We start from the raw sequence: 14,571 nt of genomic DNA, 5'->3' as shown, positions 1-14,571 counted from the left end.
CGACCGGCAGTGAGGCGCCGGGCGGTCACGCGGCCAGGTCGGTCCACGCGTGGCGCGGTCGCATCTGGAACTCGACCATCCGGCCGAGGTAGCGCGCCAGGGTGTAGCCCGGCTCCACGCGCAGTGCTCGCCCCACCGCGTCACCGGCGGTCGACCCGTTGCCGATCCCCCAGGCCACGCAGGCGGAGACCGTGCAGATCGCCGCAGCCTCGTGGGACCAGTCGTCAGGCACCCGCGTGCCGAGCCGGAGCAAGCGTCGCAACACCGTCTGGGAGCGCTCCGACGTCGTCGCCGGGCCGTCCTCGACGTGCTCCACGAGAAGGTCGCGTGACTTGTCGTCGACCTGGTCGAGCGGGAACATCACCGGGGACATCCAGGCGATGAGGGCGTCCCGCCACTGCTTGTTGACGAGGGAACGGGTCATGAGGGCCACGTCGGCGTCGGACGCCCCGAAGGTGTCGCCGCGCTCCCCCTCGGGCGCGAGCACCCGGGCCCAGAGGTGGGGGACGCGGTCGACATCCCCGATCCAGTCCGCGGCGCGCGCCCTCGCCTCGGCGACCTCGTCAGCGAGGCCCGGGGTGTCCACGTCGTCCGGGTCGATCTCGAGCACACCCTCGGGGTCGATCCGCGACACGACGTCCTCCCACAGCTCCTCGAGCGCGTCACCAACCCCCGAGCCGGCCGACAGGTCCTCGGCGACGAGGTCGCTCAGAGCGTCGCGACCGGGCAACGGCGCGCTGCCACGGGCGATGAACTCGGCGACCGCGGGCACGCACGCTTCGTCGGCCATTGCGTGACCGTCGAGGTGCTCGCGCCGGATCGCGTCGAGGGAGCCCTGCGGCCGGCAGCACCAGCCCCACCACCGGCCCCCGCGCACGACGACGTGGTCGATGAGCTGGACGCCGGCGTCGAGCAGGCCGTGGTGGAGGGCGTGCATGAGGGACCGCGACTCGCCGGGCACGGACTCGTAGCCGACGAGCATCGCCAGCTCCGGCCCGACCCGAAGGAGGCTGTCGAGGACGCCTGCGGCCACGCCCTCGACGTCACGCTCGGAGGGGAGGTCGGTGCGGGCCACGGGCCCGACGATCTTGTCGGTCACCATGAGGATGGCGACGCAGTCTTCGAGGCGGTAGCCGAGCTGGTGCGGCAGGACAGCAAGCAGCTCGTCGGTGGTGGAGATCTTCACTGAGGTCATGACCCCAGCGTCTTCAGGGACCCGGGATCCCGGGAAGCCTCAGTTCAGGCGTCTGTGGACAACGCGGCATACCGAATCGGCTTGTGGACAGCCCTCACGCACGAGGCGACGACGAACCGCCACGCCCGTCGTCGACGACTTCGCCGGGCACGGCATCCTGTCCGGCGCCGTGGCCCGAGCCGCGACCTGTCGACCGCTCCCACGCGAGGAACTCCTCGGTCTCGGTGACGAGCTGCGCCGCGAGCCAGGAACCGACCACCGCGTCGTCGGCGAGGCCGAACGCGCCCAGGATTCCCTCGGGCAGGAGGTCGACGGGTGAGACGAGGTAGCCCGCTGCGCCGAGGATCATGAGGAGCCGGCCGACGGAGGTGCCGGTGTACTCGCCGGAACGCACGGCCTTGAGCAGGCGCGGAACGGCCTGCGCCCGCTCGACCATGGACGGGCCGCCGGGGCGGGTCGCGATGCGCACGGCCGTCGCGAGGCTCCTGAACGTGGCCACCTTCGAAGCCATCGCCATGGTCAGACCCCCGTGATCTGCGCCGTCGCCGGCGGGAACTCGCGACGGGCGTTGTCGGCGATCCGGTTGAGCAGCCAGCCATCGAGCCCCGCGCCCACGACGCCACCGATGAGCGGCACGTTGCGACCGAAGCGGCTGAACGTCTTCTTGCCGGCGGTGGACAGGAGCCGGAAGCCGACCGCCTTGTTGACGACCATGAGGGCCGGGCCGGGAAGCCGCTGAGCCGCCAGGTTGGTCATGCGGCCGGCCGGCGCGACCATGCCGGCCTTGGCGAGCAGGTCGTCGGCATCGGCACCGACGAGGGTGAGGAGGACGGCCGTGCGGACCTGCTGCTGGGCGATGTCATGGCCCCGCAGCGACGCGACGGCGCCGGTCATCCGGGTGGCGATGAGATAGAAGCCGAGCACGTTGGCCGGCAGCGACACGGGCAACGTGATGAAGCCGCCGAGGCTGGTGACGAACCCGCCCGCCGCGGCGAGCTTGAGGTGGCTCTTGATGACGCTGTCCACGGCCTTGTCGACGTTGCCGCCGCTCTTCTTGAGGGCGCCCGCCGCGACCGTGGCCGCCGAGTCGAACGGCCCCTTGCCGTCGATGCCGCTGTCGAGGAGGTTCTCGACGAGCTTGGCGGCGTTGTTGCCGATGAATCCTTGGTCCTTGGGCGCGTCCTGGGCCTGCTCGAGCGCCGACCTGGTCTGCGCGAGCTGGCCCTTGGCGTCCCGGGCGTCGTCCTTGCCGAATCCGAAGAGTCCCATGGTGACCTCCTGTGGCGCGCCCGGTCCGACCGAGCCGCCGTAGCGGTGCTGTCACCACCGATCCTGCCACGTCAGAGCGGGTGCGCCGCTCTGCGCCGAGGGTGTCACCGACCTCACCTAGGCTGCCGCCCATGGCAACCCCCGGCGCAGGCGTCGACCTCGTCGCCGTCGTGGTCCATGACGGACGAGCCGCTCTCGTGGGTGCCGACGGGCGCCGGGCGGGTTCGGTCCAGGAGGTCGCCGGCGCCATGGCCGCCGCGGAGTCGACGTCCCGACCGCGGTGGGTCTGGTGGTCCGCTGCGTATGCCGGACGGCTGGTTGCCGCTGCCGGCTCACCCCTCGCTCGGGCCTGGGACCTTGCCGAGGCCCACCGGATCCTGCACGGCGGGTGGAAGGCCGAGCCCGGCCGCGTGTGGGCGGGGGCACACGGCATACCCGTCGAGACGATGCCGGCACCCTCGGGAGGCGACCTCTTCGACTTCACCGGCGCCGACGGCATCGGCCCGGAGGAGCTCGTGCGCAGTGACGGGCACGTGCGCGCCGATGCGGCCACGGGCTGGTTGGAGACCGACGAGCGGCTGCTGCGGTGGGCCGAGGCTGCGCTCGAATGCGCTGTGCGACAGCGGGATCGGGCAGAGTCACTGGGTTCGCGCATCGTGGGGACGATCCACTCGGAGTCCGCTGCGGCGCTGCTGTGCCTCGAGCTGGAGGCGGGCGGTCTGCCGGTGGACCGCGTCGTGATGGAGCGGCTCATCGGGGAGTTCGCCGGCCCGCGGGCGTCGTCGGAGGAGGCTGCCGCTGCCGGACGTCGCGAGCGGGACGCCGAGGTGCTGAAGCACGTGCCGGGGCGCGAGTCGACCGACCTGCGCAACCCGGTGCAGGTGCGCGACATGCTCGCCGGGGTCGGCGTGGACGTGCCCAACACGCGCAAGTGGGTGCTCGACGCCTATCGGCACGCGCACCCCGTCGTCGACGCACTGCTCGCCTGGCGCAAGGCCGAACGCATCGCCACGACCTACGGCTACCGGTGGCTGGACCTGTGCGTCGGGCCGGACGACCGGCTGCGAGGTGGGTGGACGGCGAGCGACGGGGCGGCGGGCAGGATGACGGCCGAGAACGGCCTCCACAATCTCCCGGCGGCGCTGCGGTCAGGGGTGGCGGCGCACCCGGGGCACGTGTTCGTCCGGGCCGACCTGGGGCAGATAGAGCCCCGCGTGCTGGCGGTCGTGTCGGGTGACCCCGCCTTCGCCGAGGCGACTCGCGCCGACGACCTCTACGCGCCGGTGGCGTCCCGGCTCGGGGTGGAGCGTCCCGTCGCCAAGATCGCGGTGCTGGCGGCGATGTACGGCCAGCGTTCGGGGGCGGCCGGCGAGGCGCTCAAGGGGCTGGAGCGGGCCTATCCGGTGGCCATGGGGCTGCTCGACCGCGCCTACGACACCGGGGTGCGCGGTGACCCGTTGCGCACGTTCGGGGGCCGGCTCATCCCCACAGGACGCTTCCTCGCGCAGTCCCCGGTGGGGACGAACCCGGCGCTGGACGCAGCGCGGGGCCGGTTCGCACGCAACGCGATCATCCAGGGCGCCGCGGCCGAGCTCTTCAAGGCGTGGGCCGCGACGGTGCGGGCCCTGGGTGCGCCGCTCGGCGCGCAGATCGTGCTGTGCCTGCACGACGAGCTGCTCGTGCACGCGCCTCAGTCGCGGGCCGACGAGGTGGCGGCGGTGGTCGACCAGGCGCTGGCGGACGCGTCCCGGCGGTGGGCTGCCGGTGCGCCGGTGCGGTTCGTCGCCGACACCTCGGTCATCGCGCGCTGGTCCGACGCCAAGGACTGAGCGCCCGTTGCCGCTCGTCAGTCGTCGCTGACGTTGCGGAGGAACTCCTCGATGTCGGCGCCCAGCTCCTCGGCCGACGGGAGGTCCTCGGCCTCGGTCGCGAGCAGGCTGGGCCGCTCCTGACCCTCGACGAACGCGTCGTACTGCTGCTCGAGGGCGCTGACGATCTGGCCGGCGTCGGCGTTGTCCTCCAGCTCCGAGGCGATCTCACGGTTGTTGACGCCCGCCTTGGCGATGAGGTCGTCGTTGGGCAGGTTGAGCCCGGTCGCGTCGGTGATGGCGTTGAGCGCGGCGAGGGCTCCCTCGGCCCACTCGGCCTGCGCGAGGTACTGCGGCACGTGGATCGCGAAGCCCAGGGCGTCGCGGCCGGCCTCACCGAGTCGCAGCTCGAGCAGAGCAGGGAAGCTCGCAGGCACCTGCACCTGGCCGAAGGGCGACTCCTTGCCGCCGACGAGGCGCGCGTCCGTGGCGTGCGCGGTCATGCCGACCGGACGCGTGTGCGGCACCCCCATGGGGATGCCGTGGCTGGTCACGACGAGCGAGATGCCGAGGATCTGGATGAGCTGGCGGATGGCCTCGATCGCGCGCTCCCACTGGAAGTCCGGCTCCGGCCCCGTGAGCAGGTAGTAGGTCTGACCGTCGCGGTCGGACATCCGGTAGAGCACCATCGACGGGTCCGCGTAGCTTCTCCCAGCGGTTGGTGTCGAAGAGCATCGCCGGGCGGCGGCCGCGGTAGTCGAGGAGCGCGTCGACGTCGAAGGTCGCCACGACCTCGGCGTCACTCGTGTCGACGAGGTGGGTACCGAGGATGCGCTGGATGTTGCCGGCGTCGATGAAGGCACCGAGGAGCACGATGAGGGCGCCCGGTTGGCGCGTGGGCGCCGGGGCGTCGAGTTCGAAGCGGTAGAGGTCAGACGGGTTCTGCACGGGAACAGCCTCTCAGGGGGGTCGCGTGAAAGTTGGAACGTGTCGGGCCGCGCGGAGATTCCCTCATCGGGCTCGCCGCACGGCCCGCAGCATCATCGAGCGCAGGACCGGCCCGTGCAGCACCCCGACCGGCACGAAGTAGAGCCGACCTCGCCAGTTGTGGTGCACCACCACCGTGGTGGCGCGCAGCAGCCCGGCGTCCTCGTCGACGGCCACTCCCAGGCGGAAGAGCAGGTGCGGTGCATCGGAGACGACGAGCGCCTCGCCGTCGACGACGTCGCGGACCTCGAAGGGGCTCGCCGCCCGCTCGCGGGACTGGTTCAGGCCGATGAAGGGGACCAGCACGGCCCGCAGACCGAAGAGCGCCTTGACCCACACCGGGAGACTGCGCGCGTCGAAGATCGCCCTGACCCAGTCGTCAGCGGCGACCCCGGTCGCACCCCTCAGGGCCACGATCTGCACATCGGCGAAGTCGGGCTCCGGCACGCCGTCGAGGGCATGGCTCGCGAACGCCGCTCCGCCGTTCACGGTGACACCGCCGCGATGGCGGCTCGGATGCGCTTCTCGCTCACGGGATGCGCCGTGCCGAGCGACTGCGCGAAGAGACTGACGCGCAGCTCCTCGATCATCCAGGCGATGTCGGTCACCTCGGGCTCCTGTCTGGCGGTTGCGGGGAGGTCGTCCAAAAGGTCGGCGTATGCCGTCTCGATCGCGTCGATCTGCGTCTGCAGCTGCGCCTCGCGAGGGTTGGTCGCGGCGCGCTCGAGGCGCTGGAGCATGGCCCGCAGGTAGCGCTGGAGGTGGGGAAGCCGGGCCAGCCCGCTGTCCGCGACGAACCCGGGTCGGACGAGACCGTCGAGCTGCGCCCGCACGTCGGCCGTGGTGGCGGCCAGGCTGTTCCTCACGGCACTCGTCTCTAGGGCGTCGAGGCGACGACGGACCTCTGTGGAGAGCGCGAGCACCGGCTCGACGGCCTCGATGACGAGCAGGACCCGCGTGACGACATGAGTGCGGACAGCCGTGTGCGCGGCGTCGAACTCGGCCTTGGTGCGCACCGAGGCAGCACTGGCCCGGCCCTCCCCCAGGTCCGCGACGATCGAGTCGACCGCCGCCGCGAGGCAGTCCTCGAGCAGGGCCGGGACCGACCCGTGGGGGTTCTGGCCGAGAGCGAGCTTCTGCGCGTTGGTGAGACGGGCGAGCACCCTCTTCCACGGAGCCGTGGTGTTGAGCAGGAGCAGCCGCCGCACGCCCGCCCGGTGGGCCGCCTCGGCCGAACCCGGGTGGTCGAGAACTCGGAGCGACACGCTCGAGCCCTCGTCGACGAGGGCGGGATGGCCCTGGATGGTGTGCTCGCCCGACCGGGCCTCGAAGGTCTGCGGCACGTCGTCCACGCTCCACCGGGTGAGACCGCTGCGCTCGATCGAGGCACCGGCCTTGGCGAGCCGCTGACGGACCGCGCCCTGCGACTTCGGGCGGAGTCGTCGAGGTCCTTGCCGCGGGCGACGACGCGTCCGCCCGGAGCCTCGACCGAGAAGGTGATGCGCAGGTGGTCGGGCACCCGTTGCCAGTCCCATTCCCCCGCAGGGATGTTCACGCCCGTGCGGGCACGCAGGACCCGGGCCAGCTCGTCGGTCAAGGAGCCGCCGGCTGACGGATCGGCGCCCGCGAGAGCGGCCCGCGCATGGTCGGGGGTGGGGACGAAATGGCGGCGGGTGGCCTTGGGCAGGGACTTCAGCAGGGCGACGGCGAGGTCCTCGCGCAGCCCCGGGACCTGCCAGTCGAAGCCGACGGGTGTGACCTGGTTGAGGATCGCCGTGGGGACGTGCACGGTCACCCCGTCGGCGTCCGCCCCCGGCGAGAACTGGTAGGTCACGTCGAGCTCCAGGTCGCCCTGCCGCCAGGTGCGCGGGTAGTCGTTCGCCGACACGGCGTCGACGTCCTCGCGGGTGAGGAGCTCCTCGGTGAAGGTCAGCAGGTCTGGTCGCCTGCGTTGCTCGCCCTTCCACCACCGGTCGAAGTGCCTCACCGACGTGACGTCGGGCGGGATCCGCGCGTCGTAGAACGCGAACACCACCTCGTCGTCGACGATGAGGTCACGTCGGCGCGCGCGCTCCTCGAGCTCCGAGAGGCGCTGCAGCAGCTGGGTGTTGGCCTTCCAGAACTTGTGATGGGTGTCCCAGTCACCCTCGACGAGGGCGTGACGGATGAAGAGGTCGCGCGCCTCCTCGGGGTTGATCCGGCCATAGAGCACCGTCCGGTCGACGATGAGCGGCACGCCGTAGAGCGTCACCCGCTCCGAAGCCACGACGCTGCCCTTGGACTTCGACCAGCGCGGCTCGCTGTAGGTGCGCTTGATGACGTGCGCCCCCACCTCCTCGGCCCACTCGGGGTCGATCGCGGCGTTGACCCGGGCCCACAGGCGCGTCGTCTCGACGAGCTCCGCAGCCATGACCACGTCGGGCTGCTTCTTGAACAGGCCCGACCCGGGATTGATGCCGAAACGCGAACCCCGCGCGCCGGCATACTCTCGCTTCTGCTCGTCGCGGACGCCGATGTGCGACAGGAGGCCGGCGAGCAGGGCCTTGTGGACGACGTCCCAGTCCGGTTCGTCGTCGGGGGCAGCGGTGCTCTGGTCGGGGTCGATGCGGGCCGCCTTGCAGGCGCTGCGGAGCTGCTGGTGCAGGTCCTGCCACTCGCGGATGCGCAGGTAGTGGAGGAACTCCGCCTTGCACTGGCGCCGGAAAGCGCTGCCGGACAGCTCTTTCTGCTGCTGCTTGAGGTAGCGCCAGAGGGCGTGGAAGCCGGCGAAGTCCGAGGTCTCGCTGGTGAAGCGCGCATGCATCTGCTTGGCCTGCGCCTCCTTGTCGACGGGGCGCTCGCGCGGGTCCTGGATGGTGAGGGCGGCCACGATGACGAGCACCTCGCGGGTGCAGCCGAGACGACCGGCCTCGATGATCATGCGGCCCATGCGAGGGTCGAGCGGCAGTCTCGCCAGCGTCTTCCCGTATGCCGTGAGTCGCCTCTCGCCGCGCCTCCCCTTGCCGTCCTGGAGGGCCCCCAGCTCGTCGAGGAGGCGGACGCCGTCGGTGATCTGCCTCGGGTCGGGGGCGTCGACGAACGGGAAGCGGGCGATGTCGCCTAGCCCGAGAGCGGTCATCTGCAGGATGACCGCGGCCAGCGACGTGCGCTGGATCTCGGGCTCGGTGAACTCGGCGCGGGACTCGAAGTCCTCCTGTGAGTAGAGCCTGACCGCGATGCCGTCCGCGACTCGACCACACCGCCCGGAGCGCTGCGAGGCACTGGCCTGCGAGATCGGCTCGATGGGCAGGCGCTGCACCTTGGTGCGCTGGGAGTAGCGGGAGATCCGGGCCGTTCCGGTGTCGATGACGTAGCCGATGCCCGGGACCGTCAGGGAGGTCTCGGCGACGTTGGTGGCGAGGATGATGCGGCGCCCCTTGCCCCGGGTGAAGACGCGGTGCTGCTCGTTCGCGGAGAGGCGCGCGTAGAGCGGGAGGACCTCGGTGCTCGGCAGGTTGAGGGCGTTCAGCGCGTCGGCCGCGTCACGGATCTCCCGCTCCCCCGAGAAGAACACGAGGATGTCGGTGGCGGAGTGACCGGGCGGGGTCTCGGTCCAGAGCTCGGTGACGGCATCGCAGACCGCGGTGACCTGGTCGCGCTCCTCGACGATCCCGCCGCTGTCGTCGCGCTCCACGAGCGGTCGGTAGCGGACCTCGACGGGGAAGGTGCGTCCGGAGACCTCGATGACCGGGACCTCGCGGACGACGTCGCCGCGGGCATCGGTGGAGAAGTGCTCGGCGAACCGGACCGGGTCGATCGTCGCCGAGGTGATGACCACCTTGAGGTCCGGTCGGCGCGGGAGGAGCGACTTGAGGTAGCCGAGGATGAAGTCGATGTTGAGCGAGCGCTCGTGGGCCTCGTCGATGATGATCGTGTCGTAGCGGCGCAGGTCCCGGTCGCGCTGCATCTCGGCGAGCAGGATGCCGTCGGTCATGACCTTGAGCCTGGTGCGGTCGCTGCTGTGGTCGGTGAAGCGCACCTGGTAGCCGACGAGGTCGCCGAGCTCGACCTCCATCTCCTCGGCGATGCGTTCAGCGACGGAGCGGGCCGCGATGCGTCGCGGCTGGGTGTGGCCGATCTGGCCGGTGCTGCCCAGACCGAGCTCGAGACACATCTTGGGGAGCTGGGTGGTCTTGCCGGAGCCGGTCTCGCCGGCGATGACGACGACCTGGTGGTCGCGCAGGGCGGCGAGGATGTCGTCGCGGCGCTCGACGACGGGGAGCTGCTCGGGGTACTTCAAGTGCGCGGGGTCGAGGGGGCCGCGCTCTGCAACGGCAGCTCCTGACTCTGGCACGGGGTCAAGGATAGGTCGGGCGTGATGCCTTCTCCTCCGAGTTCCCGTCCACGGCATCCACTGCGCGCGCCTGGACCTTGGGGATGGCCTTCTCCAGGGTCGTGCCGGCGACGAACATCCCCTGCGCGTTGGTGCCACCGGCCGTGGCGGCCCTCCAGCCGTCGAAGAACGCCTCGTCGGCCTTCCTCCTCGCCACCGCAGCGCTGTGACGACCCAGGACCTGCGCCTTCTGCTGGAGCGGGAGCCCTTTGAGACCGGGAAGCGGTGGGAGAACATCCAGGGGGACCACCATGCGACTGGCCGGAACCGGCTGGCTCCCGCTGATCCCGGCCACCTTCCGCTGCAGCTGCTCGCGTGTGCCGATCGCGAACCGCTCCCCCGTGCCGACCTGCTCACCCGTGTAGGCGCGCCGGCCGTCGGCAAGGCGGGACACGGGACTCGCGCCGGCGAGTGCGCCGGACTTGAGGCCCGAGGCCCCGATGAGCGTCACGCTGGCCGCCGTGTTGATGCCGATCTCCTTCCAGCTCCCCTCGTCGTAGAAGACCCGCAGCGCGACCTGGCTCATGGTGCTGACCGCGTCGCTCACCATCGTGACCTGCCCCACGACCGGCACCTTCTTGGCCCAGACGGGCAGGCTGCCCACGGCGTGCGAGAAGCCTTGGACCTTGGTCACCGCCGTGTAGTGCCAGGAGTCGTCGAGAATGTCCTCGGCGAGCACCCGGAGCGTGCGGGCCAGACGACGATCGGCTGAGTCGAACCGCTCCCAGGCCAGCGCGTGTCGCTGTTGCGCCTGGTTGATGTTGGCCAGCACCTGGTTCTGGAGCCTCAGGAGGTCGTCCCAGGGCTCCCCCGCTTCCAGCCGGGCATCGATCTGCTCCTGGAGCGCTTGGTGAACCGACTCCTCGGCCTTCTTCCACTCGATGGCGCGCTGCGCTGAGCCCTGTGCCTCGCCCAGCTCGTCGGCGAAACCGCGCAGCGCCGCTGCGGCACCGGCATACCGGTCGACGAGCGCGTCGAGGAGCGGCGGCGACTCTCGCACGGACGCCTCGAACAGCTCACCCGCCGGGCTGTCCCACGAGGATCCCGCCTTGATGTTCACGAGGACGGCGTTGATCGCCGAGAAGCTTGGCCGCGCCGGACGTCAGAGCGGCCGCCAGGCTCCGGACCGAGTCCGCGTTGCCCTCGATCGGCTGGAGGGTCGGGCCGGTCATCGCGTGGGACCCCCGGACATGCGGCGCACGTCGGACTCGGTCTCGACGTATGCCGTCCCGGCGACCTGTGCCTTGTCACCCAGGTCGCGCATGACCTTGGCGAGCAGGAGTCGGTTGCGCCTCCAGCCGGCAAGCAGGTCGTCGAAGGCCTCGGAGCTCTCGCCGCAGCCGAGGGCCCACCGGTCGACCGACCCGTCGGCGGTGGACTCCAGGCCGTCGGCGACCTCACCCAGGGAGACCCCGAGCGCTGCGATCACCTCGGCACCGATCTGCATCCGTGTCATGCCTGAAGACGCTAGGTCGATCCGTGGATCTCACCGTCGAGTTATCCACACCCTCGCTGCGGGGCCGCGAGCGTGAGAGAGTACCGAGCGCGGGTCAGGCTCCCTTGGCCGCGACGAAGCCGAGCTCGAGGTCGGCGACGATGTCGTCGATGTGCTCGATCCCGACGGCGAGACGCACGAGGCCAGGCGTCACACCCGCGGCGAGCCGATCCTCGTCCGGTCCCTGCGAGTGCGTCGTCGACGCCGGGTGGATGACGAGGGAGCGCACGTCGCCGAGGTTCGCGACGTGCGAGTGCAGCTGCAGCGCCTCGACGAACCGTCGTCCCGCCTCTGCACCGCCCGCGATCTCGAACGCCAGCACCGCACCCGATCCCTTGGGGGTGTACTTCTGCGCCAGGTCATGGAACTGGTCACCCGGCAGTGACGCCCACCGCACGGACTCCACCTGGTCGTGCCCCTGCAGGAACTGTGCCACCGCCCTGGTGTTCTCGAGGTGGCGGTCGATCCGCAGGCTCAGCGTCTCGATGCCCTGTGCGATGAGGAAGGCGTTGAACGGCGCGACCGCCGGTCCCAGGTCGCGCAGCAGCTGCACCCGCGCCTTGAGGATGTAGGCGAGGTTCGCACCCAGCGGCGACCCCACACCGAGGTCCCGGGCGAACACGAGCCCGTGGTAGCTCTCCTCGGGTGTGTTGAAGTTCGGGAACTTCTCCGGGTCGGCAGCGAAGTCGAACTTACCACCGTCGACGATCACTCCGGCGATCGTCGTGCCATGACCGCCGAGGTACTTCGTCGCCGAGTGCACCACGATGTCGGCGCCGAACTCGAGGGGACGCAGCACATAGGGCGTGGCAACGGTGTTGTCGACGATCAGGGGCACGCCCGCCTCGTGGGCCACCGCGGCAACCGACTCGATGTCGAGGACCTCGACCTTGGGGTTGGAGATCGTCTCGCCGTAGAAGAGCTTCGTGTTGGGGCGCACCGCTGAACGCCACGACTGCGGGTCGGTGGAGTCCTCGACGAAGGTCACCTCGATGCCGAACTTCGGCAGGGTGTGCTTGAGCAGGTTGAAGGTTCCGCCGTAGAGCGACGGTGACGCGACGATGTGGTCGCCCGCCTCGGCGATGTTGAGGATCGCGATGGTCTCGGCCGCCTGACCCGAGGCGACGAGCAGAGCGCCGACACCACCCTCCAGGGACGCGATGCGCTGCTCCACGACGTCCTGCGTCGGGTTCATGATGCGCGTGTAGATGTTGCCGAACTCCTTGAGCGCGAACAGGTTCGCGGCCTGCTCGGTGTCCTTGAAGACGTAGGAGGTCGTCTGGTAGATCGGCAGGGCGCGAGCGCCCGTCGTGGGGTCGGGCTCCTGCCCCGCGTGGATCTGTCGGGTCTCGAAGGACCAGCTCGGGGTGCCGGAAACAGCGTCGTCAGCCATCGGAAGAGCTCCTCGTGTGCCGTGCTTGCGGGCGCCGGTCGACGCTCCGCCTGGTCTTCACCCGGGGCACCCCACCGCGGTTGGAGGGTTGCCGGCCAGCGAGCCGGGGCTTGTCACTGGCACTCATGACCTGTGGTTGAGACGTTAACGCCGGACCCTCGTCTCGCGGCACCGGTGTCTCTGATCGTGGACCGCCACGGGCGGGCATGATGGGTCGCATGACCTTCCACGTCGACGAGTACAAGGCGGCCGCTGGCCGTTACCGCGCCGGTATGCCGTACCGCCGGGTGGGGCGGTCGGGTCTCGACCTTCCGGCCATCTCGCTCGGCCTGTGGCACAACTTCGGTGACGACGTCCCACTCGAACGCCAGCAGGCGATCCTGCGTCGCGCGTTCGACAAGGGCATCACCCACTTCGACCTGGCCAACAACTACGGCCCTCCCTACGGCAGCGCCGAGCGCAACTTCGGCACTCTCTTCGCACGCGACTTCAAGCCCTACCGCGACGAGCTGGTCATCAGCAGCAAGGCTGGCTACGACATGTGGCCGGGCCCCTACGGTCAGGGTGGTGGCGGTCGCAAATACATCCTCGCGAGTGCCGACCAGTCGCTGAAGCGGATGGGCCTGGACTACGTCGACATCTTCTACAGCCACCGCTTCGACGAGACGACGCCCCTCGAGGAGACGATGGGGGCGCTCGACTCCCTCGTGCGACAGGGCAAGGCGCTCTACGTGGGCATCTCGTCCTACTCCGGGCCGCGTACTCGCGAGGCCGTCGAGATCCTGCGCGAGCTCGGCACTCCCCTGCTCATCCACCAGCCGTCCTACTCGATGCTCAACCGCTGGGTGGAGGAGGACCTGCTGGACGTCCTCGGAGAGCACGGCGTCGGCTGCATCGCCTTCTCACCGCTGGCCCAGGGCATGCTCACCAGCAAGTACCTCAAGGGGATCCCCGAAGGCTCTCGAGCGTCGCAGGGCAAGAGCCTCAGCCCGGACCTCCTCACCGAGGAGTCCCTCAAGCACGTGCGTGCCCTCAACGCGATGGCCAAGAAGCGCGGCCAGTCGCTCGCCCAGATGGCACTGGCCTGGCTGCTCAGGGACTCGCGGGTGACGTCCGTGCTCGTCGGCGCGTCGAGCGTCGAGCAGCTCGACGACAACCTGCTGGCAGTCAAGAACCTCTCGTTCACCGACGCCGAGCTCAAGGCCATCGACAAGCACGCCGTCGAGGCCGGGATCAACCTCTGGGCGACGTCCTCACGCGGCTGACCTCCGAACCCGGCCCAGCCACCAGATGCCGAGCATGGGCAGGAACAGCGGCACGTAGCCGTAGCCGGAGCCGAAGTGCGACCATACGGTCTTGTCCGGGAACGCGTCGGGAACGGCATACGACAACGCTCCGACGACCAGGACACCGACGAGCTCGACCGTGCACGCGAGCAGGGCGATCCGGGTGCTTCGACGGTCGCCGCGGGCCATGCCGACGGTGGCGACGAGATAGATGACGGCCGCGAGCGCGGACAGGACGTAGGCGAGCGGCGCGCGGTCGAAGTACTCGACGATCTGCAGGATCGAGCGACCGGTCGCCGCGAGGGCGAGCACGCCGTAGACGGCGACGAGGATCCGGCCGGGGCCGCGCGACGAGTGGGCTTCTGGGATGGCGTCAGGCATGGAGGTCCCAGATCTGCTGGAGGCGCAGGGTCATCACGGCGACGGCGAAGGCCCCCACGGCGATCGAGCCCATCGCCCACCGGGTCTTGTCCTTGATGGCGCTCCACACCGTGATGGCCAGGACGAAGGGCAGGGTGACGAGGTATGCCGTGAACGTCGCCTTCGGCTCCGTGCCCTCCAAGGAGGGGATGCCGACGAGGCCGCGCACGAGCTGGACGATCACACCCAGCTCGACGAGTGCCGCCAGCCCGAGCACGACGTTGCCGATGAGCCGGTCGAGGAGCGCGTAGCCACCGGCGACGACGGTGAGCAGGAGCGCCGCGGCGACGAGCACCTGGGTGAGCGGGAGGAGCACGGCGGACAGCCTACGTCGCGCGGACCGGAG

At 70.5% G+C, this 14,571-nt stretch carries 12 protein-coding genes, 2 pseudogenes and 1 riboswitch; of the genes and pseudogenes, 2 read left to right on the top strand and 12 right to left on the bottom strand.

What is annotated here, in order from left to right; genetic code table 11:
- Positions 1–25: 25 nt before the first annotated feature.
- From ACZZ98_RS15855 to ACZZ98_RS15845, 3 genes are all read right to left on the bottom strand, one after another.
- Complete coding sequence (locus tag ACZZ98_RS15855; RefSeq protein WP_463517142.1) at positions 26–1,195, bottom strand: DUF4192 family protein; 1,170 nt, start codon at positions 1,193–1,195, stop codon at positions 26–28.
- A gap of 94 nt (positions 1,196–1,289) precedes the next feature.
- The gene (locus ACZZ98_RS15850) at positions 1,290–1,712 is read right to left on the bottom strand and encodes a YkvA family protein (RefSeq protein WP_463517141.1); all 423 of its coding nucleotides are present in this window, start codon (positions 1,710–1,712) and stop codon (positions 1,290–1,292) included.
- A 2-nt stretch (positions 1,713–1,714) separates the two neighbouring features.
- Positions 1,715–2,464, bottom strand: a complete 750-nt coding sequence (locus ACZZ98_RS15845) for an EcsC family protein (RefSeq protein ID WP_463517140.1) — start codon at positions 2,462–2,464, stop codon at positions 1,715–1,717.
- A gap of 131 nt (positions 2,465–2,595) precedes the next feature.
- Between ACZZ98_RS15845 and ACZZ98_RS15840 the strand changes: the two genes are divergently transcribed.
- Complete coding sequence (locus tag ACZZ98_RS15840; RefSeq protein ID WP_463517139.1) at positions 2,596–4,293, top strand: DNA polymerase; 1,698 nt, start codon at positions 2,596–2,598, stop codon at positions 4,291–4,293.
- A 17-nt stretch (positions 4,294–4,310) separates the two neighbouring features.
- Here ACZZ98_RS15840 and ACZZ98_RS15835 read toward each other — a convergent pair whose 3' ends face one another.
- The 7 genes and pseudogenes from ACZZ98_RS15835 to ACZZ98_RS15805 form a co-directional block, all read right to left on the bottom strand.
- Positions 4,311–4,961: a proteasome assembly chaperone family protein gene (locus ACZZ98_RS15835; protein ID WP_463517138.1), complete on the bottom strand. Its 651-nt coding sequence runs from the start codon at positions 4,959–4,961 to the stop codon at positions 4,311–4,313.
- A gap of 100 nt (positions 4,962–5,061) precedes the next feature.
- Positions 5,062–5,145, bottom strand: a pseudogene (locus ACZZ98_RS15830) (hypothetical protein); the annotation flags it as partial.
- Between the two features lie 138 nt (positions 5,146–5,283).
- The gene (locus tag ACZZ98_RS15825) at positions 5,284–5,748 is read right to left on the bottom strand and encodes a DUF2867 domain-containing protein (protein ID WP_463517137.1); all 465 of its coding nucleotides are present in this window, start codon (positions 5,746–5,748) and stop codon (positions 5,284–5,286) included.
- Positions 5,745–9,649, bottom strand: a pseudogene (hrpA, locus tag ACZZ98_RS15820) (ATP-dependent RNA helicase HrpA). The gene ACZZ98_RS15825 and the pseudogene hrpA overlap by 4 nt, the downstream one beginning before the upstream one ends.
- Positions 9,597–10,691, bottom strand: coding sequence for a hypothetical protein (locus ACZZ98_RS15815; RefSeq protein ID WP_463517136.1), 1,095 nt, complete (start codon positions 10,689–10,691; stop codon positions 9,597–9,599). Before ACZZ98_RS15815 ends, hrpA begins: the two are co-directional and overlap by 53 nt.
- A gap of 108 nt (positions 10,692–10,799) precedes the next feature.
- Positions 10,800–11,087 carry a WXG100 family type VII secretion target gene (locus ACZZ98_RS15810; RefSeq protein WP_463517135.1) on the bottom strand — a complete coding sequence of 96 codons (288 nt, stop codon included), beginning with the start codon at positions 11,085–11,087 and terminating at the stop codon, positions 10,800–10,802.
- Positions 11,088–11,181: 94 nt separating this feature from the next.
- Positions 11,182–12,519 (bottom strand): bifunctional o-acetylhomoserine/o-acetylserine sulfhydrylase, encoded by a 1,338-nt coding sequence (locus ACZZ98_RS15805; RefSeq protein ID WP_463517134.1) that lies wholly within the window; start codon positions 12,517–12,519, stop codon positions 11,182–11,184.
- 16 nt (positions 12,520–12,535) lie between these two features.
- Positions 12,536–12,650: riboswitch (SAM riboswitch) on the bottom strand.
- A gap of 87 nt (positions 12,651–12,737) precedes the next feature.
- Between ACZZ98_RS15805 and mgrA the strand changes: the two genes are divergently transcribed.
- Positions 12,738–13,784, top strand: a complete 1,047-nt coding sequence (gene mgrA, locus ACZZ98_RS15800; protein ID WP_463517133.1) for an L-glyceraldehyde 3-phosphate reductase — start codon at positions 12,738–12,740, stop codon at positions 13,782–13,784.
- On the opposite strand, the gene ACZZ98_RS15795 is transcribed toward mgrA, so the two are convergent.
- Both ACZZ98_RS15795 and ACZZ98_RS15790 read right to left on the bottom strand, forming a co-directional pair.
- Complete coding sequence (locus ACZZ98_RS15795) at positions 13,773–14,186, bottom strand: hypothetical protein (RefSeq protein ID WP_463517132.1); 414 nt, start codon at positions 14,184–14,186, stop codon at positions 13,773–13,775. The genes mgrA and ACZZ98_RS15795 overlap by 12 nt on opposite strands.
- Positions 14,179–14,541 carry a hypothetical protein gene (locus ACZZ98_RS15790; RefSeq protein ID WP_463517131.1) on the bottom strand — a complete coding sequence of 121 codons (363 nt, stop codon included), beginning with the start codon at positions 14,539–14,541 and terminating at the stop codon, positions 14,179–14,181. The genes ACZZ98_RS15795 and ACZZ98_RS15790 overlap by 8 nt, the downstream gene beginning before the upstream one ends.
- Positions 14,542–14,571 lie beyond the last annotated feature (30 nt).

The sequence above is a fragment of the Knoellia sp. AC549 genome (assembly GCF_979258975.1).
Note: the sequence above shows the minus strand (reverse complement) of the source record. Positions and strands in the feature narration are given on the sequence as shown.

What these genes read in the sequence shown, in the direction of transcription:
- ACZZ98_RS15850 (WP_463517141.1), bottom strand. Translation starts at nt 1,712, where the DNA reads ATGGCGATGGCTTCGAAGGTGGCCACGTTCAGGAGCCTCGCGACGGCC.
- ACZZ98_RS15805 (WP_463517134.1), bottom strand. Translation starts at nt 12,519, where the DNA reads ATGGCTGACGACGCTGTTTCCGGCACCCCGAGCTGGTCCTTCGAGACC.
- mgrA (WP_463517133.1), top strand. Translation starts at nt 12,738, where the DNA reads ATGACCTTCCACGTCGACGAGTACAAGGCGGCCGCTGGCCGTTACCGC.
- ACZZ98_RS15795 (WP_463517132.1), bottom strand. Translation starts at nt 14,186, where the DNA reads ATGCCTGACGCCATCCCAGAAGCCCACTCGTCGCGCGGCCCCGGCCGG.
- ACZZ98_RS15835 (WP_463517138.1), bottom strand. Translation starts at nt 4,961, where the DNA reads ATGGTGCTCTACCGGATGTCCGACCGCGACGGTCAGACCTACTACCTG.
- ACZZ98_RS15810 (WP_463517135.1), bottom strand. Translation starts at nt 11,087, where the DNA reads ATGACACGGATGCAGATCGGTGCCGAGGTGATCGCAGCGCTCGGGGTC.
- ACZZ98_RS15840 (WP_463517139.1), top strand. Translation starts at nt 2,596, where the DNA reads ATGGCAACCCCCGGCGCAGGCGTCGACCTCGTCGCCGTCGTGGTCCAT.
- ACZZ98_RS15845 (WP_463517140.1), bottom strand. Translation starts at nt 2,464, where the DNA reads ATGGGACTCTTCGGATTCGGCAAGGACGACGCCCGGGACGCCAAGGGC.
- ACZZ98_RS15855 (WP_463517142.1), bottom strand. Translation starts at nt 1,195, where the DNA reads ATGACCTCAGTGAAGATCTCCACCACCGACGAGCTGCTTGCTGTCCTG.